The organism is Citrobacter sp. RHBSTW-00671 (assembly GCF_014103415.1).
GTDB lineage: Bacteria > Pseudomonadota > Gammaproteobacteria > Enterobacterales > Enterobacteriaceae > Citrobacter.
Map to the genome: position 1 here is coordinate 2,514,649 of NZ_JABXPR010000001.1, position 21,462 is coordinate 2,536,110.

Annotated in this window: 23 protein-coding genes; 16 read left to right on the forward strand and 7 right to left on the reverse strand. The window is 49.7% G+C overall.

What is annotated here, in order from left to right:
* The first annotated feature begins 115 nt into the window (after positions 1–115).
* Both HV261_RS11990 and HV261_RS11995 read left to right on the forward strand, forming a co-directional pair.
* Positions 116–1,621, forward strand: a complete 1,506-nt coding sequence (locus HV261_RS11990) for a FliC/FljB family flagellin (protein WP_202038367.1) — start codon at positions 116–118, stop codon at positions 1,619–1,621.
* A gap of 83 nt (positions 1,622–1,704) precedes the next feature.
* Positions 1,705–2,229 carry a phase 1 flagellin transcriptional repressor gene (locus HV261_RS11995; RefSeq protein WP_167736280.1) on the forward strand — a complete coding sequence of 175 codons (525 nt, stop codon included), beginning with the start codon at positions 1,705–1,707 and terminating at the stop codon, positions 2,227–2,229.
* A 383-nt stretch (positions 2,230–2,612) separates the two neighbouring features.
* On the opposite strand, the gene HV261_RS12000 is transcribed toward HV261_RS11995, so the two are convergent.
* Positions 2,613–2,957: a hypothetical protein gene (locus HV261_RS12000; protein ID WP_202038368.1), complete on the reverse strand. Its 345-nt coding sequence runs from the start codon at positions 2,955–2,957 to the stop codon at positions 2,613–2,615.
* A 217-nt stretch (positions 2,958–3,174) separates the two neighbouring features.
* On the opposite strand from HV261_RS12000, the gene HV261_RS12005 reads away from it, so the two are divergent.
* The 5 genes from HV261_RS12005 to HV261_RS12025 all read left to right on the forward strand — a co-directional run bounded on the left by HV261_RS12005 (position 3,175) and on the right by HV261_RS12025 (position 6,835).
* Complete coding sequence (locus HV261_RS12005) at positions 3,175–3,645, forward strand: SRPBCC family protein (protein WP_202038369.1); 471 nt, start codon at positions 3,175–3,177, stop codon at positions 3,643–3,645.
* A 562-nt stretch (positions 3,646–4,207) separates the two neighbouring features.
* Positions 4,208–5,350 (forward strand): transglutaminase-like domain-containing protein, encoded by a 1,143-nt coding sequence (locus HV261_RS12010; RefSeq protein ID WP_202038370.1) that lies wholly within the window; start codon positions 4,208–4,210, stop codon positions 5,348–5,350.
* Complete coding sequence (locus HV261_RS12015) at positions 5,328–5,684, forward strand: mercuric transporter MerT family protein (RefSeq protein ID WP_202038371.1); 357 nt, start codon at positions 5,328–5,330, stop codon at positions 5,682–5,684. Before HV261_RS12010 ends, HV261_RS12015 begins: the two co-directional genes overlap by 23 nt.
* A complete protein-coding gene (locus HV261_RS12020) occupies positions 5,681–5,962 on the forward strand; it encodes a heavy-metal-associated domain-containing protein (RefSeq protein WP_048211334.1) in 282 nt (93 codons plus the stop codon). The genes HV261_RS12015 and HV261_RS12020 overlap by 4 nt, the downstream gene beginning before the upstream one ends.
* Before the next feature lie 207 nt (positions 5,963–6,169).
* The gene (locus tag HV261_RS12025) at positions 6,170–6,835 is read left to right on the forward strand and encodes a YecA/YgfB family protein (protein WP_137381539.1); all 666 of its coding nucleotides are present in this window, start codon (positions 6,170–6,172) and stop codon (positions 6,833–6,835) included.
* Between the two features lie 81 nt (positions 6,836–6,916).
* Here HV261_RS12025 and tyrP read toward each other — a convergent pair whose 3' ends face one another.
* Positions 6,917–8,128 carry a tyrosine transporter TyrP gene (gene tyrP, locus HV261_RS12030; RefSeq protein WP_202038372.1) on the reverse strand — a complete coding sequence of 404 codons (1,212 nt, stop codon included), beginning with the start codon at positions 8,126–8,128 and terminating at the stop codon, positions 6,917–6,919.
* 233 nt (positions 8,129–8,361) lie between these two features.
* Here tyrP and HV261_RS12035 point away from each other — a divergent pair, with 233 nt between their 5' ends.
* Positions 8,362–8,601 carry a YecH family metal-binding protein gene (locus HV261_RS12035; protein ID WP_005127720.1) on the forward strand — a complete coding sequence of 80 codons (240 nt, stop codon included), beginning with the start codon at positions 8,362–8,364 and terminating at the stop codon, positions 8,599–8,601.
* 45 nt (positions 8,602–8,646) lie between these two features.
* Here the strand turns inward: HV261_RS12035 and ftnA are convergent, their stop codons facing one another.
* Together ftnA and yecR are read right to left on the reverse strand one after the other, a co-directional pair.
* Positions 8,647–9,144 (reverse strand): non-heme ferritin, encoded by a 498-nt coding sequence (ftnA, locus tag HV261_RS12040; protein WP_005127719.1) that lies wholly within the window; start codon positions 9,142–9,144, stop codon positions 8,647–8,649.
* 192 nt (positions 9,145–9,336) lie between these two features.
* A complete protein-coding gene (gene yecR / locus HV261_RS12045) occupies positions 9,337–9,672 on the reverse strand; it encodes a YecR family lipoprotein (RefSeq protein WP_137381540.1) in 336 nt (111 codons plus the stop codon).
* 269 nt (positions 9,673–9,941) lie between these two features.
* On the opposite strand from yecR, the gene HV261_RS12050 reads away from it, so the two are divergent.
* Positions 9,942–10,580 carry an RpiB/LacA/LacB family sugar-phosphate isomerase gene (locus HV261_RS12050; RefSeq protein ID WP_061068094.1) on the forward strand — a complete coding sequence of 213 codons (639 nt, stop codon included), beginning with the start codon at positions 9,942–9,944 and terminating at the stop codon, positions 10,578–10,580.
* Positions 10,581–10,613: 33 nt separating this feature from the next.
* On the opposite strand, the gene HV261_RS12055 is transcribed toward HV261_RS12050, so the two are convergent.
* Positions 10,614–12,035 (reverse strand): MFS transporter, encoded by a 1,422-nt coding sequence (locus tag HV261_RS12055; RefSeq protein WP_202038373.1) that lies wholly within the window; start codon positions 12,033–12,035, stop codon positions 10,614–10,616.
* 131 nt (positions 12,036–12,166) lie between these two features.
* On the opposite strand from HV261_RS12055, the gene HV261_RS12060 reads away from it, so the two are divergent.
* Positions 12,167–12,418 (forward strand): DUF2766 family protein, encoded by a 252-nt coding sequence (locus tag HV261_RS12060; RefSeq protein ID WP_005127709.1) that lies wholly within the window; start codon positions 12,167–12,169, stop codon positions 12,416–12,418.
* An 80-nt stretch (positions 12,419–12,498) separates the two neighbouring features.
* Here HV261_RS12060 and HV261_RS12065 read toward each other — a convergent pair whose 3' ends face one another.
* Positions 12,499–13,002 carry a non-heme ferritin-like protein gene (locus HV261_RS12065; protein ID WP_137381544.1) on the reverse strand — a complete coding sequence of 168 codons (504 nt, stop codon included), beginning with the start codon at positions 13,000–13,002 and terminating at the stop codon, positions 12,499–12,501.
* Positions 13,003–13,549: 547 nt separating this feature from the next.
* Between HV261_RS12065 and HV261_RS12070 the strand changes: the two genes are divergently transcribed.
* The 6 genes from HV261_RS12070 (at position 13,550) to otsA (ending at position 20,411) form a co-directional block, all read left to right on the forward strand.
* Entirely contained in the window at positions 13,550–14,107 is a 558-nt protein-coding gene (locus tag HV261_RS12070; RefSeq protein ID WP_202038374.1) for a DJ-1/PfpI family protein, read from the forward strand.
* Between the two features lie 318 nt (positions 14,108–14,425).
* Entirely contained in the window at positions 14,426–15,415 is a 990-nt protein-coding gene (locus tag HV261_RS12075) for an arabinose ABC transporter substrate-binding protein (RefSeq protein WP_202038375.1), read from the forward strand.
* A gap of 105 nt (positions 15,416–15,520) precedes the next feature.
* Positions 15,521–17,035: an L-arabinose ABC transporter ATP-binding protein AraG gene (gene araG / locus HV261_RS12080; RefSeq protein ID WP_202038376.1), complete on the forward strand. Its 1,515-nt coding sequence runs from the start codon at positions 15,521–15,523 to the stop codon at positions 17,033–17,035.
* A 14-nt stretch (positions 17,036–17,049) separates the two neighbouring features.
* Positions 17,050–18,036, forward strand: a complete 987-nt coding sequence (gene araH, locus HV261_RS12085; RefSeq protein WP_048211343.1) for an arabinose ABC transporter permease AraH — start codon at positions 17,050–17,052, stop codon at positions 18,034–18,036.
* Between the two features lie 175 nt (positions 18,037–18,211).
* Entirely contained in the window at positions 18,212–19,015 is an 804-nt protein-coding gene (gene otsB, locus HV261_RS12090; protein ID WP_137381547.1) for a trehalose-phosphatase, read from the forward strand.
* Complete coding sequence (otsA, locus tag HV261_RS12095; RefSeq protein ID WP_202038377.1) at positions 18,990–20,411, forward strand: alpha,alpha-trehalose-phosphate synthase; 1,422 nt, start codon at positions 18,990–18,992, stop codon at positions 20,409–20,411. Before otsB ends, otsA begins: the two co-directional genes overlap by 26 nt.
* Here otsA and uspC read toward each other — a convergent pair whose 3' ends face one another.
* Complete coding sequence (gene uspC, locus HV261_RS12100; RefSeq protein WP_137381549.1) at positions 20,412–20,840, reverse strand: universal stress protein UspC; 429 nt, start codon at positions 20,838–20,840, stop codon at positions 20,412–20,414. It abuts the gene before it with no gap.
* Between the last annotated feature and the right edge of the window lie 622 nt (positions 20,841–21,462).

Consider the following 21,462-nt stretch of genomic DNA (forward strand, 5'->3'; position numbering starts at 1 on the left):
CATTTGGAAACAGCTAGTTGTTGAGATTAAAAAAAATAGTAAAGTTTAATTGATTGATGACGATAACTTGAATGACACAGGCAAGCCTGGCGTAATAACCCAAAAGGAATATTTTATGGCACAAGTTATCAATACAAACAGCCTGTCGCTGTTGACCCAGAATAACCTGAACAAATCTCAGTCTTCTCTGAGCTCCGCTATTGAGCGTCTGTCTTCCGGTCTGCGTATCAACAGCGCGAAAGACGATGCTGCTGGTCAGGCGATTGCAAACCGTTTCACCTCTAACATCAAAGGTCTGACTCAGGCGTCCCGTAACGCCAACGATGGTATCTCCATCGCGCAGACCACTGAAGGTTCTCTGTCTGAAATCAACAACAACCTGCAGCGTGTTCGTGAGCTGGCGGTTCAGTCTTCTACCGGTACCAACTCCCAGTCTGACCTCGACTCCATCCAGGCTGAAATCACTCAGCGTCTGAACGAAATCGACCGCGTATCCGGTCAGACCCAGTTCAACGGCGTGAAAGTGCTGGCGAAAGACAACACCCTGACTATCCAGGTCGGTGCCAACGATGGCGAAACCATCGATATCAACCTGAAAGAAATCAACTCCAAAACGCTGGGTCTGGATTCACTGAACGTACAGCAGAAATATAAAGTTTCTGATACTGCTGTGGCTCCTGTTGGTTACCAGAACTCTACAGTAGCGCCCGTCACAACAGGTTTTTCAGCATCAGCAGTAACAGCAATTAAAAATAAAGATAGTGCATCGACTGCGACAGGTGCAACAATTACTGGCGATGTGAAATTTGATGAAGCTAAGAACAAATACTATGCGAATGTCACAGTAGCAGGTGACACCGCCAAAAATGGTGTTTATGAGGTAGAGATTGACGATACATCTGGAGCAGTAACACTCAAAGATGCTGATGTTGATGTGCTGCCAGCTGCAACTAAAGATGTGAAATTTAAGCAGGAACCAGCGACGTATGCTGCTATTAAGGCATTAAAAGCGGCGAATGTTGATTCCACTGATGCTGACTCTGCTTCACTTGTTAAAGTGTCTTTTACTGACAATAATGGTAAAGCCATTGATGGCGGTTATGCGCTGAAAACTGCTAGCGGAAAATATTATGCTGCATCAGTTGACGAATCTAACAAAGTATCCATTAAAGAAGTAGCATATACCGATGCAAATGGAAAGGCCGCAACTGCTGCTGTCCAACTCGGTGGTGTCAATGGTAAAACCGAAATTGCTAACGTCGGTGGTAAGGACTACCTTGCAGAGAAAGTAAAAAATCACAATTTCAAAACTGAGCCTAAAGTGAATGAAATTGCGACTGCTACTACCGATAGCCCGCTGGCTAAAATCGACGCGGCGCTGGCGAAAGTTGCTGACCTGCGTTCCGACCTGGGTGCGGTACAGAACCGTTTCAACTCTACCATCACCAACCTGGGTAACACCGTAAACAACCTGTCTGAAGCCCGTAGCCGTATCGAAGATGCTGACTACGCGACCGAAGTGTCCAACATGTCTCGCGCAAACATTCTGCAACAGGCGGGTACTTCTGTTCTGGCGCAGGCAAACCAGACCACGCAGAACGTCCTGTCTCTGCTGCGTTAATTTACACTTATCGCACAAACCCCGCTCAGGCGGGGTTTTTTCGTTTAGAATAATACTTTTAGGATTAAATGGATGTTCTGGCAATGAATGATATTTCTTACGGTCGAGTAGCAGAGATGTGGCCGCGTGACTATTCAATGCTCGCTCGTCGGATACAGTATCTGCGTTTTAATGATTGCCTGGTAAAACTGGTTAGCTGCAATGGGCAATCGATCATTGGTTACATCTCAAAATTCAATCCGAATGAGAACTTAATTCTGGCGTCAGATATTCCCAAAGGAAGCAACAGGATCGAAGTAAAACTTGAGTCTCTTGCCTCTCTTGAGGAACTAAACGATAACTCTGATATTTGTACTGCGTTAGTGATGACCGGGACATTCAATACCCAGCCAAATGAACCAACAAAGCAGGATTTCTTTTCGATATGCAATAAGTGTTTCAAGCAAGGGGTAGGCATCAGGGTTTATATGCTTGATGGCAGAATTATTGTAGGTGATACCACGGGTGTTAATGCTTGCCATGTTGGAATTAAAATACCTGAAGGCAACCATATGCAAATCATGTTTGATTGGGTTAGTAGGATCACTTCATCAGATTATGTTGAATAGGGCTCAGGTAGTCACGCACAGTGGATCTTCACGACTGTAAATGCTTCACCATTGGGGTCTGAGGGCTAACGGTAACCTTTTGAATGTTCAGATAATAAAAAAATGAATTAATGGTGAAATAATCCTTTAACTTGTTGATTGCTATCGATAACACGCATGATTTAAAATCCCTCGGCGTTCGCGCTGTGTGGGTTCAAGTCCCACTCCGGGTACCATGGGAAAGAACAGAATAATCAAAGCAATAAGCAGTGTCGTGAAACCACCTACGGGTGGTTTTTTTGTGCCTGAAACGGACTGACAGCTTATAGCTTGCGTCGCAATACCCACCTGTAAAGCAAAACCGCCAAAACGCCCAATTCACCAACATGATTTAGCCCATTCGTTTATCGGCGAATAGGCGTGCTCAGCATAAACCCTCCGCGGGCCGGGTTGTTCATGAACCCATCACGGGCGGGGTTATCGTTGTGGTTCTGAAAACCGCTCATTATGAGGGGATCGTTAATGCCATCCTGAATCGTAAAGGGTCTGTGGAGCCGGCTACGGGCTCTGAGCGTAAACGCAAAATCATCCATTCCGCCAATCACGATAACACCATTACCGGCAGCTAACGCAGCACTCAACTCTTGCTCTCTTTGAGCCTGACTTTGCAATGTGCCTGCTGCAACTGATGAAGACACCGACAGCAGTAGCGCAAGGACGGCGCATGAAAATACCCGTGGCAGTTTCATGATAAATACTCATAAATAATGTGGCTATTAAAGTATAGCGTTTGATGACGCTCTTATCCGGGCGGTAAACCACCATTTTCTGGCGGCTGAGGCGGTGATTCTGGGAGGCCTGGCCGTGTAATTAAGCACTATAATAAAAACAGCTCACAGGTGATTATGCCTGTTCGTAGCACAGGCAGGTGCCGCAGATTTTTCACCCCATAGGGGAGAGAAGGCGATGGCTGACTATCAGTTTTCCACAGTCTGGCGGGTTGAGGCTTCACTACAGGATGTCTGGGATGTTTTCTCCCACCCGGATCAGTGGCCAGAATGGTGGAGAAGCCTTGAGCGTGTTGTTGAGATTAAAAAAGGCGATATACAGGGAGTCGGAGCGTTGCATCGTTACACCTGGAAGGGTGTGCTTCCGTATCGTCTAACCTTTGATATCAGTGTATTAAATATTTTGCAGTACTCTCTTCTTGAAGGTGCTGCCAGCGGCGAGGTTGAAGGACGCGGGGTATGGTCTTTTATTGATACCGGTAGGGAGACTATTGTCAGGCACGACTGGAATGTACGAACTACGATTCGCTGGATGAATATACTTGCCCCACTGGCGGCACCGGTATTTCGCTGGAACCACGATACGGTAATGCGCGAGGGGGCGAAGGGATTAGCCCGTAAACTTGGCACCCATGTGTATATATTTTGATTCAGAGCCTATCCCATTAGGGCTATTTTGCTTGCCATTTCGCCGCTGGCAGTGCTCAAACTGTTTGCGCCAATAACGCTTGCTGGGATAGGTTCTTCGTCCTCTGCTCTCAGGGGCCGTTTTGTCCCTGAAAGTTAAAAATCCCGCCGTTGCTAACCTTAATCGCCTTGGAATAGGCACACAGTGCTGGATCGTTCGCCACGATACCACCATTGACCAGGACATTCTTTTACGGCAATGGGGGAAGTGAGTAAATACGCGCTGCTTCGAAATACGTCGGTGCTTGCTGCGGAGGTACCTGCATTTAAATATAGACAGGTTTTTGGCGGTGTTTCCTTAATAAGGATGAGGGATCTTCATGCCGCCATTACTGTACTTTCGCGCCGGTAAGTGGCTTAATGGCGGCCACGTAGTTTCGTATTTCATTCACAGTTAACAGGTCTGTTATTGATGAATAACCTCCATCGACTCGCCTTTTTATGTCAGCGTCTGTCTGCTGTGATGATCGCCTGCGGTTTTTTATTCAGCCGTCGCTCAACTCTCATAACATGGACAGACAGCAATGCAACGTCGACAATTTCTCAAAAATAGCGTTCTCCTTTCCGCCGCCGGTATAGTCGGCCCTTCGATTGTTAGCCGCACGGTCCAGGCTGCTGAGCCTGCAACCGTGCCGGTGGCACGTCGGCGCTTTGTGCTATCGCAAACGTATAAGCTCAACCCACCAAAGGGGTCGAGTGGCGTCGTGAAGTTGTGGATACCTTTGCCGGTCGATACCGCATTCCAGCAAATGACAAATCTTGCTTTTAGCGGCAATTACAAACAAGCGTACGTCACAACCAACAATGTCTATGGCGCGAAAACGTTGTTTGCCAGTTGGCCCGACTCGCAGGGAGAACTGCTGATTAAGGTTGATCTCGATATTGAGACAGCCGATTGGGAGCCCATGCAGCATGACGCGTTAAAAAACTGGCAAGCACCGGAACAGATTACTTACCCGCTGGATGTAAAACCGTATCTGCTGCCAACAACGCACACTCCGATTGATGGGCTGGTCCTGGAAACGGCGCGTAAAATTACCGGTAATGAACAAGACCCGCTGAAAAAAGCTCGCCTGATTTACGAGTGGGTGAGCAGTCATATGGAGCGCGATAATGACGTTATCGGCTGCGGAACCGGGGATGTAGCGGAGATTTTGAAAAGCGGGAAGCTCAAGGGCAAATGCACCGACATGAGCTCTGTTTTTGTCGCCCTGGCCCGAGCCAGCGGCATTCCTGCACGTGAATTGTTCGGGATTCGTCTGGGGAAAGCAAACAAGCTGGAGCGCTACTCAACAAGTGCATTTGGTAAAGCCGACAGTGCAGGTGTTGCTGATGTTAGCGGGGGGCAGCACTGCCGTGCGGAGTTCTACCTGGCGGGTTACGGCTGGTTACCGTGCGATCCGGCCGATGTGACCAAAATGCGCCTGGCGGAGAAAAAAACGCATCAGGATGCGGACGTCCAGGCGGTGAATACCTATCTGTTTGGCAACTGGGAAATGAACTGGGTTGGCTTCAACTATGGTCGTGACTTTGAACTGTACCCGGCTACAGAGCAGGGCGCGATGAACAACTTTGGTTATCCTTATGCTGAAGTGGACGGTGACCCCATCAATTTCTATGACCCGAAAGCGTTCTCTTACCGCTATGTCGCAACAGAACAACGCTAAAGGGGCGGGATTGACCCTGCTGACGGCCGCCGCGGCTGCCGTCACGGCTGGCTTATGTTGCGTCGGACCACTGCTGTATCTGCTGTTTGGTATTTCGGCGGCGAGCTTTGCCGTGTTCACTCAGTTTGAGTTTCTGCGCATTCCCCTGATGTTGCTGTCCTTAGGGCTGTTGTTACGCGTTTTCTGGCGGCTCTACTTTTCTAAAAAACTATGGTGTTCCGGATGGCTGTCCCTGAAGCAAGCGCGCGTTCTCTACTGGTGTGCGTTGGCGCTGATTCTGCCGGTGTTGTTTTACCCCACGATCGTGGCCTGGTTTTATGAGGTGTTTGAGTGAAGATTATTACGTTAATCGCATGTTTACTGTTGCCATTGTGGACTCAGGCTGCCAATCAGAAAGTGGTGCTGGATATCCAAAATATGACCTGCTCGTTATGTGTCATTTCGGTCAACCAGGCGCTACGTGAAACGGATGGGGTGATTAAAGCCAAATCTTCGCTCAAAACCCGGCAGGCAGAAGCTATCGTCCCCGAGGGATTTTCTACCGATACGCTCCTTAACGCGGTGGCGAAAACGGGGTATACCGCAACGTTGAACCGTATTGAGCCACAATAAACCACCTTCGGGTGGTTTTGTTCTGTTTTCCGCGTATGATGCCCGGCGGCTGATGCTCCCTTTTGTGCGTTAACTACCGGAATTCCCCTCGTTTCCTGTTAACCTGAATTGACGGTACCTGTAAGCCGCTCATGCCCATTTGGATCTGATATCCCACCAGCCATGTAAGATAATCACAGGCAAGAATTTTTACTAAGGAAAAGCGTTATGAAAACGGGACCACTAAACGAGAGCGAACTGGAATGGCTGGATGATGTACTGACTAAGTACAATACGGACAAGTCTATTCTGGATGTGTCAGAGCTGGATGGCTTACTGACGGCGGTGCTCAGTTCACCGTATGAGATCGAGCCGGAGCAGTGGCTGGTCGCTATCTGGGGTGGTGCACAGTATGTTCCGCGCTGGTCCTCCGAAAAAGAAATGGCGCGTTTCATGAATCTGGCGTTCCAGCATATGGCGGATACGGCCGATCGTCTGGATGAGTTCCCGGAGCAGTTTGAACCGCTGTTCGGCCTGCGTGAAATTGAAGAGCATGAGCTGACTATCGTAGAAGAGTGGTGCTTTGGCTATATGCGAGGCGTCGCGTTGTCGGATTGGTCAACGCTACCTGATTCACTGAAACCCGCTCTCGATGCGATTGCGCTACACGGGACAGAAGAAAACTTCGAGGTGGTGGAGAAGCTGACGCCAGAGGCATTTGAAGAGAGCGTGGATGCCATTCGTCTGGCGGCTCTGGATCTGCATGCTTACTGGATGGCGCATCCGCAGGAAGCACCGGTTAACGTCCCGGTAAAAGTTGATGCCAAAGTGGGGCGCAACGACCCATGCCCGTGCGGCAGTGGTAAAAAATATAAACAGTGCTGTCTGCATTAAAAGAGAGGGGCGTAAGCCCCTTTTACTTTACAGAGCCAATAGTAGGCCTGATAAGCGTAGCGCCATCAGGCAAAATCTTCGTTAACCCACTTCAGGCAGCAGCCCTGCGGCAATAGAAAACTGCACTGCTATCACCACGATGCCGCAAATAAAGACCAGCGCCAGCGCTGGCGTGCCACCCATTACGCGGTAGTTTGCCTGCGGGTTGTGCTTTCTGCTCCGCCAGGCCAGCATGGAGGGGATCAACAGAGCCAAAACGGCCAGGGCAACGCCTGCATATCCCAGCGCCATGACAAAACCTCGCGGATAGAAAAGAGCAAATGCCAGCGGTGGCAGGAACGTCACGACGCCAGTTTGCATCCTGCCAGCCACAGTATTACGGCGCTGAAAGAGATCTGCCAGGTAATCAAATAACCCCAGTGCGACGCCGAGGAAAGAGGTGGCCAGTGCGAGGTCGGCAAACAGATGCACGGCCAGTTCGACGTGCGGCGAAGCCACGACTTCACGTAATGCCTGTAACAAACCGTTTAAGCCAGCGTGATTGGCTAAGAGCCCCATAAACGTTGACGAGTTAATGCTACCGAGCGTGGCCAGTTGCCAGAAAATATAGGCCACTAACGGGATGGCGCTACCGCTGATAAACACCCAGCGCAGTTTACGGATGTTGCCGTTCATGTAGCTGACGATGCTGGGTACGCTACCGTGAAAACCAAATGAGGTAAAAATAACCGGGATCGCGGAGAGCGCCAGGCCTTGTTGAAGCGGCAGGGTAAGCAGGTTCACCTTATGAATATGCGGCATCAACAGCGCGAGCATTGCCACCAGGAAGATGATTTTGGCGCTGAACAACAGACGATTGAACAAATCAACCAGTGAGGTCCCGACGCATACCACGCCACCGGCAACAAAGGTGAACAGCAATACGCCTGTGGTGGGCGAGATGCTGGTTCCGGTCCAGTCGCTGATGCTGGAGGCCAATAGCTCGCCTGCACCACTGATGTAGGCGGCGGTCAGGGCATACATCAAGAACATCATGCTAAAGCCCGTTACCCACTGCCCGTATCGGCCAAGATAGCGTTTTGCCAGCGTGCCAAGCCCGGTGTCTGCCGGTACATGCTGGTACACCTCAAGCAGCAACAGCGCGGTGTAGCACATTAGGGCCCATAATCCAACCAACAACACCAGCGTGACGCTAAACCCCACGCCTGCCGCCGCCAGCGGCATTGCCAACATACCGGCACCAATCGTGGTTCCCGCCACGATAAAAATACTACCCAGGGTTCTGTTTTTCACGCTTTCCTCTGTCCCAGAGATAATCAACGGTTATATCTGCGGCGCAGGTTAAGGCATAACGCTATTTTCGTCAAATCACCGTTACAAGCGATGTATATTAATGTTTACAGGCGTTGAGGCTTAAGATGCATTAAAAATGACATTTATCTGCGCTCTGCCCGCATAAACCTGCGTTAGCGCAAAGCAGCGTTGTACGGTTCACATTAGGCTACGGGCTTTATTGAGGAGGTAGTATGGAATCTATTCACGGTCACGAAGTGCTCAACATGATGATTGAATCTGGTGAGCAGTATTCACATGCCAGCCTTGAGGCGGCGATTACCGCGCGGTTTGGTGAGCAGGCACGTTTTCACACCTGTTCAGCAGAAGGCATGACGGCGGGCGAGCTGGTCGCGTTTTTAGCGGCGAAGGGGAAGTTTATTGCCAAAGAAGACGGCTTCTCTACGCATGAAAGCAAGATCTGCCGCCACTAAGATTCTCGAATAACGGTGGCAAACAGCCACCGTTACCCAACAACATTAATTCTGTGTATCAAGGGTTGCCAGTTCTTTATCGATGAAATAAAGACCTTCGCCACTTTTACCGGCCAGCGATAACTTATCGATGACGGATTTAAATAATTTCTCTTCTTCGTGCTGCTCAGCAACATACCATTGCAGGAAATTAAAGGTCGGATAATCCTGGTGGGTCATTGCCGCATGCGCCAGTTCATTAATTTTCTGCGTGATCAATTGTTCGTGCTCATAGGTTACACGGAACAGTTCATCCAGGGACGCATATTCTGCAAACGGTGAAGAAACGGTATTAATACGCGGCAGGCTGCCGGTATCCGTCAGGTAATCGAACAGACGCTGCATATGCGTCATTTCTTCCTGGGCGTGGCGACGCAGAAACGCGGCGGCACCTTCGAAGCTGTGATAGCTGCACCACGCACTCATCTGTTGGTAGAGCAGGGACGAATATAATTCAAGATTCATTTGCTCATTCAGTTTGTCGATCATTTCTGTTTTCAGCATGGTTCTGCTCCACGAACGTTATTATATATTGACGTGGCGCCACTATAATTTGTTATTTAATTATTTGCAAAAGGTAAAATAATAAATTTATTTATTAAAAATGCGAATGGGAATAAAACGCATTAACGCTATTAAATTGATGATATAAATAAAAATAGAATAGATGACCAGCAGATGTGCTGGTCGGAATGATTAATAATGGAAAGTGGAATTTTGTGGTACGGCAACACCGTGGCACTGCCAGGACTGCGTGATTTTGGTATTCAAACACAAAGATCCGGCATAAACGCTGCAGGTCGCAACCGGCTGGCCAAATCCGACTGCACTGGCATAACCCATGCGCTGACATGCTTTTGTCGCCGTACCCTGGGCGACATAGTCGTCGGTACGTGCTGTTTGTAGCATGGCCTGGTTGTAAGTCAGACGAACCACGCCGGTAATGTTGCTGGCTTCGCTGACCTGAGCCTGCTTAGTGATAGTGCATCCCGTCAGCATGAGCGGTAAGAGGGCAAGAATAAAGGTCTTCATGAAATCGCTCTGAAAAATCGGTGATACGCTATCCTGACATACATCACGGCTAATCAATGGCCTGAATAGCCAGAAGATCACCTGCGATTAATCACAACGACACCCTGTGTATGAGTCAATTCTGAAGGCTGGCGTAAAAACCGTGAGCATCTCGATATTTTATGAAACTTAATTTCATAAAATTTGAAAGCTGATTTGCTAAATAGTAATGTGACTGAAATGTCATGACTTACGGCGGGCCCCCCGCGGCGCATTCAGGAGAGTACACAATGAAAATTGCATTGATGATGGAAAACAGCCAGGCAAGCAAAAACGCGATCATTCACCATGAACTTAAGTCTGTCGCGGATGAAAAAGGTTTTCCTGTGTTCAACGTCGGGATGAGCGACGAAAACGATCACCATCTGACTTACATCCATTTGGGCATCATGGCCAGCATTCTGCTCAATTCAAAAGCAGTTGATTTCGTTGTCACGGGCTGCGGTACGGGTCAGGGAGCCATGATGTCACTGAATATTCACCCTGGTGTGGTGTGCGGCTACTGCCTTGATCCCGCGGATGCGTTCCTGTTTGCGCAGATCAACAACGGTAATGCGCTCTCGCTGGCCTTTGCGAAAGGGTTTGGCTGGGGGGCTGAACTGAACGTCCGGTATATGTTTGAAAAAGCGTTTACCGGTCGTAATGGTGAAGGTTATCCACCGGAGCGTAAAGACCCGCAGGTGCGTAATGCGGGGATTTTGAACCAGGTAAAAGCGGCAGTAGTAAAAGAAAATTATCTTGATACCCTGCGCGCTATCGATCCTGAACTGGTGAAAACCGCCGTTTCAGGTCCACGTTTCCAGCAGTGTTTCTTTGAAAACTGCCAGGACAAAGCGATCGAAGCCTTTGTCCGTGAAGTTATTGGCTAAAACCGGTTGGCCCGATAGCGTGAACTATCGGGCTTATCGACGCTTATTTGACACTGCGCTTCCCGCATCGCGGGTAAGCCGCAGGGTATCAACCATTCCTATCAGGCAAATCATGGCGATAGCGACGAATGCCAGCCGGAAACTGATGCCGGGTATCGCCCCCAGAGACAACCATTCACTCACTTGATCCCCGATACGGATCCCGATAGCCGCCAACGAAATCCCCAGTCCAACAGCCAGTTGCGTCGCGGTACTAAACAGCGTATTGGCATAGCTCATCAGCGATGCAGGAACATCCGCAAATGCCAACGTGCTGACACCGGTAAACTGAATTGAGCGAAAAACGCCGCCCAGGTACAGCACCAGTAAAATTACCCATACGGGGGTTTGCGGCGTGATCAGCGCACAGGCCAATAGCGCCAGCACATTAAGCGCACCGTTTATCAGCAGCAGCTTTTTAAAGCCTAACCAGCGTATTAACGGCGTAGTCGCGGGTTTAATCGTCAGGTTGCCAACAAACACGGCCAACACCAGCGAACCAGCATGAAAAGCATTCATGCCAAATCCAACCTGAAACATCAGTGGCAACAGAAAGGGTACCGCGCTGATAGAGGCACGAAACAGCGAGCCTCCGTACATCGTGACACGAAATGTAGGCACGCGCATGGCATCCAGACGAATCATCGGCCACGCGGATTGGCGAAAATGGCGCAGCGCATACAGGAACGTGGCTATTCCAAGCGCCAGAAGTCCCGCGGTTATCCAGCCCTGCGGTTGTTGGGTTCCCAGCAGTTCCATCGCATATACCAGACTGACCATCGCGACCGATGTGGCAATAAAGCCGGGAAAATCGAATGGGCGACGCTCGTCATCATGAATATCCGGGATAAAACGCAGCGCCAGCGCTATCGCCAGCAACCCCAGCGGCACATTAATAAAGAAGATCCAGCGCCAGTTGGCATAACTGGTAATAAATCCGCCCAAGGGCGGGCCAATAATCGGGGCCACTAAGGCAGGCCAGGTCAGGGTGGCGATCGCGGTGATCAACTGATGTTTAGGCGTGGTACGCAGAACGGCGAGGCGGCCGACCGGCACCATCAGTGCCCCTCCGACACCCTGTAAAATGCGCATTGCTACAAAGCTTTCAATGCTGGTGGCGAGCCCGCATAAGACTGAGGCGAAGGTAAAGATCGCCAGTGCCAGGGTAAACACTTTTCGGGCACCAAAACGATCGGCAATCCAGCCACTGGCAGGGATGAGAACCGCCAGCGTAATCAGATAAGCACTGATACCGATGTTCAGATCAACGGCCTGCACGCCGAAACTTTTTGCCATATCGGGCAGGGCCGTCGCAATCACCGTGCCATCGATGAACTCCATAAAGAAGGCCCCGGCGACCAGTAGTGCAGCCGGAGAAAGACCCCGTTTATTCTCAACCGCTAAATGTTCACTCATGTTGTGCTTGCCATCTCAAACGAAATTAACTGGATCTGTTTTTTTATTTTCAGCGCGGCTGTACTGCTTTCGCCGCTACCGTTTCGAGCGCTGAATGGGTACTATGACGACCTTTCTATAAGGAGCTCACTATGTCCCAAACACTGAATGCCGATCAGGAACTGCTCTCGGACGTTGTTGCCTGCCAGTTGGTTATCAAGCAAATCCTGGATGTTATTGATGTTATTGCCCCGGTAGAGGTTCGGGAAAAAATGTCCAGTCAACTGAAAAGCATCGACTTTTCCAGCCATCCCGCGGGCGCTGATCCCGTTACGATGCGCGCAATTCAAAAAGCGGTTGCGTTGATCGAACTGAAATTCACCCCGCAGAATGAGTCTCACTAAAATAAACCGTTGTTTCAGGTTTTAGAAAGGTTTTTTTGCGCCTCTCAGAACGGGAGGCGCAGATGTGTTGCGATCGGATATCAGTGATGTTGGTAGTTTACGACGTTTAGCAGATGCTTATCCGTTTGCGCCATACACAGTCCAGCACGTTTAGCGCTACGAACTTCATCAAGAATCGTTTGTAACAGCACGCCATCCTGCTGCTGTTCTTTTTCCAGATCATGAAGAAAATCAGCGGTTGAGGCGTCGTTCAACGCTTCTGCTTCATCCGTCAGACGCGACAGCGTACGGGAACGCTGCTGATAATCTTCCAGCGTTTTCTGAAACAGTTCTTCAAGGGATGTTAGGTCATCACCGGGAATATCGATGGCCTTGACGATGGGGTTAGCCCCTGCGCTTTTCATAAAATTAAACATACGCATCATTTGCGTCACGTTACCCTGCGCCTGAGTGCGCAGAAACGTCGCGGTGCCTGTCAGGCTGTGTTCATAGCACCATTCACTAAGGTGGAGGTAGAGATTCGATGCGTAAAACTCAAGGTTCATTTGCGTGTTGAGTTTGTGAACAATTCCAACTGCAGCCATATCAATATCCTTATTTCCAGAAAGGAGAAGTACGTCACCAACGCCAGTGCAACGGGCTGCCGTTGCACTTCACATCTACGTACGAGTAATACTGTTAGCAGAATAAATCCGTTCCGCCGGTCCTTTAGGTGATCACGAATTATATTCGCTTCCGATCGTGAATCAGCATAGCGCGTGCCAGGCATCAAGAAAATCCTTAAAACCATCTATTTATGTTTTTTTACATATTGACATAACAATATGCTTAGCCATGCCATTTGGGTATATAAGTGAAGTGAATGTAATCAACTGATTTATAATGAATTTACACAAAATAAAGATAATGAAATGCGGTTTCAAGTCTCAAAATTAAATTTCATGGCGCGGTATTCTATGACGTCTGGTGATTATCACTGTTGGTTTTGATGGGAATTTCCCGGAGAAGTGATGTGTCCGGAAATTATCTACAACCTAATTTCTTGCGCCAGATCATTTTTAAATAAATTTAACGGCATGATTTATTCGGCATTTGTTGTTGGATATCGGTGGATTAATCGAGGAGTTGTATATGAAAAAGGTGGCGGTGTTACTGGCACCCGGTTTTGAAGAGGCTGAAGCCATTGTGACTATTGATATTCTACGTCGCCTGCAAATTGAGGTTGAGACGCTGGCCTGCGCAGAGTCTCGTGCGGTGGTGAGCTATCATGACGTACCAATGGTGGCCGACAGTACGCTGGAGACCCGTCGGGATACCTTCTACGATGCGATCGTGTTGCCAGGGGGACCACAGGGTAGCGCAAATCTTGCCGCCAGTGCTGCAGTTGTCCAGTTTGTCTCTCGCCATGACGATGCAGGAAAACTGATTTGCCCGGTTTGTTCGGCAGCCGCACGAGTGCTGGCGGGTAATGGGTTGCTGAAAGGACGGCGCTACGTGTGTTCAGGTGAGCTGTGGCAAACCATCACCGACGGCGAGTATGTCGACGCGCCTGTTGTTGAAGATGGCAATCTTATCAGTGGCAAAGGATTGGGCCATATTTTTGATTTTGCGTTTACGCTTTCTGCACGCCTGTTAGAAGACGATATTCCTGTTCGCGATCACGCTGACCATATTTATTACCCCTGGTAATCACTGGACTCCCGGATGTTTCGATATTCGGGAACAAGGATTCACTGGCTGAGGTTATGGATTAATCTGCTATTTCTTATTTTTCCTATTCTGAAAATTGTGTTTTTTTATGTCATTTCCCGCTGAATTTATGTACGCAACTACTGTAATTCTAGGGTGTGATGCCGCTCTCTTATGGAGAATCAATTTCCCGCTAAAAATACTCTCAGCACTGGCATTGATCTTATCAATAAAAGGTAATGCCTTGTTTTACGTCCGGATTACAAAAAATCGTTTGATTTTACCCTACATAAAAGAACGTTAAAGCTGGAGTTAACCATGCACAAATTCACTAAAGCGCTGGCTGCCATCGGTCTGGCTGCCATTATGTCACAATCCGCTATCGCTGAATCCATGAAGCTCGGTTTCCTGGTTAAACAACCGGAAGAGCCCTGGTTCCAGACAGAGTGGAAGTTTGCTGATAAAGCCGGTAAAGACCTTGGGTTTGAAGTGATTAAAATTGCCGTTCCAGACGGCGAGAAAACCCTGAATGCTATCGACAGCCTGGCGGCAAGCGGTGCAAAAGGATTTGTAATTTGTACGCCGGACCCAAAACTCGGGCCTGCCATTATGGCAAAGGCGCGTGGCTATGACATGAAAGTCATCGCGGTTGACGATCAGTTCGCCAATGCGAAAGGTAAGCCAATGGATACCGTGCCATTGGTGATGATGGCCGCAACCAAAATTGGTGAACGCCAGGGCCAGGAACTGTACAAAGAGATGCAGAAACGTGGCTGGGATGTGAAATCTTCTGCTGTAATGGCGATTACCGCCAACGAACTGGATACCGCGCGCCGCCGTACCTCGGGTTCGATGGAGGCGCTTAAAGCTGCAGGCTTCCCGGAAAAACAGATCTACCAGGTCCCAACCAAATCTAATGATATCCCTGGCGCATTCGACGCCGCAAACTCCATGCTGGTTCAACATCCTGAAGTTAAACACTGGCTGATTGTCGGGATGAACGACAACACCGTGCTGGGTGGCGTGCGCGCTACCGAAGGACAGGGGTTTAAAGCAGCAAACGTGATTGGTATCGGTATTAACGGTGTTGATGCCATTAGCGAACTCTCCAAAGGGGAAGCCACCGGATTCTACGGTTCACTGCTGCCTAGCCCGGACGTTCACGGTTATAAATCCAGCGAAATGCTCTACAACTGGGTCACCAAAGGCGCAGAACCGCCGGCGTTTACTGAAGTTACCGATGTGGTGTTGATTACTCGCGACAACTTCAAAGAAGAACTGGCGAAAAAAGGCTTAGGCGGCAAATAACGCAACTGCCGTAAAACGATCTTATCCGGCCTACAAATATTGCCCTGAGTAGGCCGGATAAGGCTACGCCGCCATCCGGCAACCGTTTAGATCCACGGAGACGTTATGCAACAGTCTACCCCCTATCTCTCATTTCGCGGCATCGGCAAAACCTTCCCTGGCGTAAAAGCGCTAACGGATATTAGTTTCGACTGTTATGCCGGTCAGGTGCATGCACTGATGGGTGAAAATGGCGCCGGGAAATCAACATTATTAAAAATTCTCAGCGGTAACTACGCGCCAACCACGGGATCTATAGCGATCCGCGGACAGGAGGTTTCGTTTGCGGACACCACCACTGCGCTGAATGCCGGTGTCGCCATTATTTACCAGGAATTGCATTTGGTGCCGGAAATGACCGTCGCCGAGAACATCTATTTAGGTCAGCTTCCACATAAGGGTGGGGTTGTGAACCGCTCGTTGTTGAACTACGAGGCGGGGCTGCAGTTAAAGCATCTGGGAATGGATATCGATCCTGATATTCCGTTGAAATATCTCTCCATCGGTCAGTGGCAAATGGTGGAAATTGCTAAGGCGCTGGCGCGTAATGCCAAGATTATCGCTTTTGATGAACCCACCAGCTCTCTTTCCGCCAGGGAGATTGACAATCTGTTTCGCGTAATTCGTGAGCTACGCAATGAGGGCCGCATCATTCTGTACGTTTCGCACCGCATGGAGGAGATTTTCGCCCTCAGCGATGCCATAACGGTGTTTAAGGATGGCCAGTACGTCAAAACGTTTACGGACATGCAGCAGGTTGATCACGACGCACTGGTACAGGCGATGGTGGGGCGTGATCTTGGGGACATCTATGGCTGGAAAGCCAGACCTTATGGCGCGGAGCGTCTGCGTTTGCATGAGGTAAAAGCGCCAGGCGTGCGCACCCCGATCAGCTTATCGGTGCGTAGCGGCGAAATCGTCGGACTGTTCGGCCTGGTGGGTGCCGGACGTAGCGAATTAATGAAAGGTCTGTTCGGCGGAACGCGCATCACACAAGGCCAGGTGTTTATTGACGAACAAGCGATAGATATCCGCAAACCCAGTCACGCCATTGAAGCAGGCATGATGCTGTGTCCGGAGGATCGCAAAGCCGAAGGGATCATCCCGGTCCATTCGGTACGCAACAACATCAATATTAGTGCGCGCCGTAAACATGTCACGGGGGGATGTCTGATCAACAACGGCTGGGAAGAGACCAATGCTGACCATCATATCCGTTCACTCAACATTAAAACGCCGGGTGCAGAGCAACTGATCATGAACCTCTCTGGCGGTAATCAGCAAAAGGCCATTCTGGGGCGTTGGTTATCGGAAGAGATGAAAGTGATTTTGCTGGATGAGCCCACTCGCGGCATTGATGTTGGTGCGAAGCATGAAATTTATAACGTGATTTATGCCCTGGCTGCGCGCGGTGTTGCCGTGCTGTTTGCCTCCAGTGACCTGCCGGAAGTTCTTGGTGTCGCCGACCGTATTGTGGTGATGAGAGAAGGTGAGATCGCAGGTGAATTACTTCATGAACAGGCGGATGAACGCCAGGCGTTGAGCCTTGCTATGCCTAAAGTCAGCCAGGCAGTCGCCTGAATAAGGAGAGTATGATGTCTTCCGTTTCTACATCGGGTTCAGGCGCTGCGAAGTCGGCGCTAAATCTTGGCCGAATTTGGGATCAGTACGGGATGCTGGTGGTGTTTGCCGTGTTGTTCCTGGTTTGCGCTATTTTTGTGCCAAACTTTGCGACTTTCATCAACATGAAGGGGCTGGGACTGGCGGTATCGATGTCGGGTATGGTTGCGTGCGGGATGCTATTTTGCCTGGCATCCGGCGATTTTGACCTCTCGGTAGCGTCCGTTATTGCCTGCGCAGGGGTGACGACGGCAGTGGTCATTAATATGACCGAAAGCCTGTGGATTGGCGTGGCGGCTGGGTTGTTGCTCGGCGTACTGTGCGGTCTGGTGAATGGTTTCGTGATTGCACGCTTAAAAATTAACGCGTTGATCACGACGCTCGCCACCATGCAAATTGTTCGCGGTCTGGCCTACATTATCTCCGACGGTAAAGCGGTGGGTATCGAAGACGAGCGCTTCTTTACGCTTGGCTATGCCAACTGGTTAGGACTGCCGGCGCCGATCTGGTTAACCGTGGGCTGCTTTATTATTTTTGGCCTGCTGTTGAATAAAACCACGTTTGGTCGTAATACGCTGGCGATTGGGGGCAATGAAGAAGCGGCTCGTCTGGCTGGGGTGCCGGTCGTTCGCACTAAGATTATTATCTTCATTCTCTCCGGTCTGGTATCCGCCGTGGCGGGGATTATCCTGGCATCACGTATGACCAGCGGCCAGCCAATGACCTCTATCGGTTATGAGCTGATCGTGATTTCTGCCTGTGTGTTGGGCGGCGTTTCGCTCAAAGGCGGCATCGGAAAAATCTCATATGTCGTCGCAGGGGTGTTAATTCTGGGGACGGTCGAGAACGCGATGAACCTGCTGAATATCTCTCCATTCGCACAGTATGTGGTGCGAGGTTTGATCCTGCTGGCGGCGGTGATCTTCGACCGTTACAAACAAAAAGCTAAGCGTACTGTTTGATGATTTAAATCCCAACTTTTTAGTCTAGCTTCGACATATCGCCAGCCGCTACCCGGCTGGCGATTGTTTTTCTAAATGGCGAGCACGGTCACACTGTCTATACTTATACCCGTCATACATCCTATATACGGCGCGATCCGCGCGGCGTACAGACCATGACGAGGAGGAGAATCGGGTGACAGCATCGCTAACCTTACCCCCTGAGCATCCCACAAACTGTGCTTATTTTTTCGATCTCGACGGAACACTGGCTGAAATAAAACCGCATCCTGACCAGGTTGTTGTTCCACAGACAATTCTGCAGTTATTACATCGCCTGGCCACGCAAAATGCGGGTGCTCTGGCATTGATTTCAGGGCGCTCAATGGCCGAGCTTGACGCACTCACCACCCCTTATCGTTTCCCGCTCGCCGGGGTACATGGGGCAGAACGCCGTGACATCAATGGTCAAACCCATATTGTGCATCTGCCTGCGGCGGTCGAGCGCGAAGCGGGGGCGTTATTGCATGCGGCGCTGGCGACGTTACCGGGGACCACGCTTGAAACAAAAGGCATGGCTTTCGCTCTGCACTACCGGCAGGCGCCTGAGCATGAGGCCGCGCTGCTGGCGCTGGCTGAACGTATTACCCATATCTGGCCACAATTGGCATTGCAGCCCGGGAAGTGTGTTGTGGAAATCAAATCACAGGACACCAATAAAGGAGACGCAATTGCGGCATTTATGCAGGAAGCGCCATTTGTCGGACGGACCCCTGTTTTTGTTGGTGATGACCTGACCGATGAAACAGGTTTTACCGTGGTCAATCGCGCTGGCGGTATCTCGGTAAAAGTGGGAAGCGGGGAGACTCAGGCGGCATGGCGTCTGGCTGCTGTCAGGGACGTCTGGCATTGGCTGGAACACATCAACTGTCCGCAGCAGGAACAAGACGCAACGAATGACAGGAGAGGTGGCTATGAGTCGTTTAGTCGTAGTATCTAACCGCATTGCCTCACCGGATGACAAAGGCAGCGCTGGCGGTCTTGCGGTAGGTGTGCTGGGCGCACTGAAGGCGGCTGGCGGCCTGTGGTTCGGCTGGAGCGGTGATACTGGTAATGAGGATCAACCGTTAAAAAAGGTTACCCGTGGCAACATCACCTGGGCATCGTTCAATCTGAGTGAACAGGATTACGAAGAGTATTACTGCCAGTTTTCCAATGCCGTGTTATGGCCTGCGTTCCATTATCGACTGGACCTGGTACAGTTTCAGCGTAGTGCCTGGGAAGGCTACCAGCGGGTGAATGCTTTACTGGTTGATAAGCTGCTGCCACTGCTTAGCGATGACGATACCATCTGGGTTCACGATTATCACTTGTTACCCTTTGCCTGCGAGCTACGCAAACGTGGTGTGAATAATCGCATCGGTTTTTTTCTGCATATTCCTTTTCCGACACCCGAAATTTTCAATGCGTTGCCGCCACATCAGGCGTTGCTTGAGCAACTGTGCGACTTTGATTTATTGGGTTTTCAAACCGACAACGATCGCCAGGCCTTTCTTGACTGTCTGACGGCGCAAACTCAGGTAACTACGCCCCGCGAGAAACAGCATCTGGCCTGGGGAAAAGCGTTCCGCACGGAGGTTTATCCTATTGGTATTGCACCTGAGGAGATTGCACGGCAAGCATCAGGACCGCTACCGCCGAAACTGGCGCAGTTAAAAGCAGAACTTAAAAATGTGAAAAATATCTTCTCTGTTGAGCGACTGGATTACTCCAAAGGCCTGCCGGAGCGCTTTCAGGCCTACGAGGCGCTGTTGGAACAGTTTCCTCAGCATCACGGTAAGATTCGTTATACGCAGATAGCACCGACCTCGCGTGAGGAGGTACAGGCTTATCAAGATATTCGTCACCAGTTAGAGACCGAGGCCGGGCGGATCAATGGTAAATACGGGCAACTGGGTTGGACGCCGCTGTACTACCTGAATCAGTATTTTGACCGTAAGTTACTGATGAAGGTCTTCCGTTACTCTGATGTTGGACTGGTGACGCCACTGCGCGATGGCATGAATCTGGTGGCAAAGGAGTTTGTCGCCGCACAGGACCCTGCCAACCCTGGCGTCCTGGTGCTCTCGCAGTTTGCCGGGGCTGCGAATGAGCTGACTTCTGCACTCATCGTAAACCCTTATGATCGGGATGCTGTCGCGGGCGCATTAAACCAGGCTCTGACGATGCCGCTTGCCGAGCGCATTTCCCGTCATGCGGCAATGCTGCAGACTATTGTTAAAAATGATATCAACAACTGGCAGGCGAGATTCATTTGCGATCTGAAGAACGTCGCATCGCGTCATACGGAAAACCTGTCGCCTGACCCGCAAACAGCCTGCAGCAAACTGGCGTGATTAATCGCCGGCAAGTGGCACCAGCAACACATCAACCTGGCTTGCGCTGACCACGCTTTTCGCTGAGCAGGAGGCTCGCGAAAAGAAACTGTGGTTATGGTTGCCATAAATCACCAGATCAACCGCGTGTTTGCGGCATACATCCAGAATATGTTCGTTCAATGTCCCATAGGTAATAAACGTGTGCGCAATGGGGTACTGCGCCTCTTTGCTTAACTGATCGATAAAGTTATGGGTCTCTTCTTGCATGACTTCCCGCAGATCTTCCAGCATTGGGGCAGCAAACTGGTTATACAGTTCGGGATCTGAAACCAGGGTTATCAGACTAATGCGGGCGTTGACAGGGCGAGCGATTGAAACAGCCTTTGCTAACAGCTGGTGGCTTTCGGGGGTGGCGGCAACAGCGACAAGAATGTGCGCATAGCTCATAACTCGCTCCTTTTGTTCATGAATTATGAGAGAACTCTTCAGTTTTAACCGTATACCACCATACTGCTACGTTTCGTATGGTAATTGTGTGAATGTCATCATGATTATTCATTAATTATTCTTATAAATAGAATAATCACTTCATATAAGCTGTAAATCTGTTCGGATGATTTAAGTTAAACTCATCCCTAATAAAAACAATTTGTTAATAAAAAGTACACATCAATTAACATTTAAACGGTTATCACAGTCCGGTATTAATTAATCAGTCTTAATATTTAAGTCTTTGTTTATAAAGAGTTTAATTGAAATGTCATTTCTTATTAAATCTGTGATCCAGCTCGCTATTTCAGCGCGTGATATTAACGTGCGTAAACAGAATACTATTCGCTTTTATTGCAAGATTATTCGTATGGCTGGAATCGAAAAAGATAACGGCGGTTTAAAAAATAGCCAAAATAAAAGCTGTGCTGATGGATTTATGTTAAGTGTTTAGCTTGATTATGTGATCTGCGTCACATATTCTTTAAATTCGCAGCATGGCTACGTTGTATGTGTAACGGGTGGCGGGTAGAGTTGCGTCGAATTAGGAAAAATCTTAGACATTTGTAAGAAATGATGT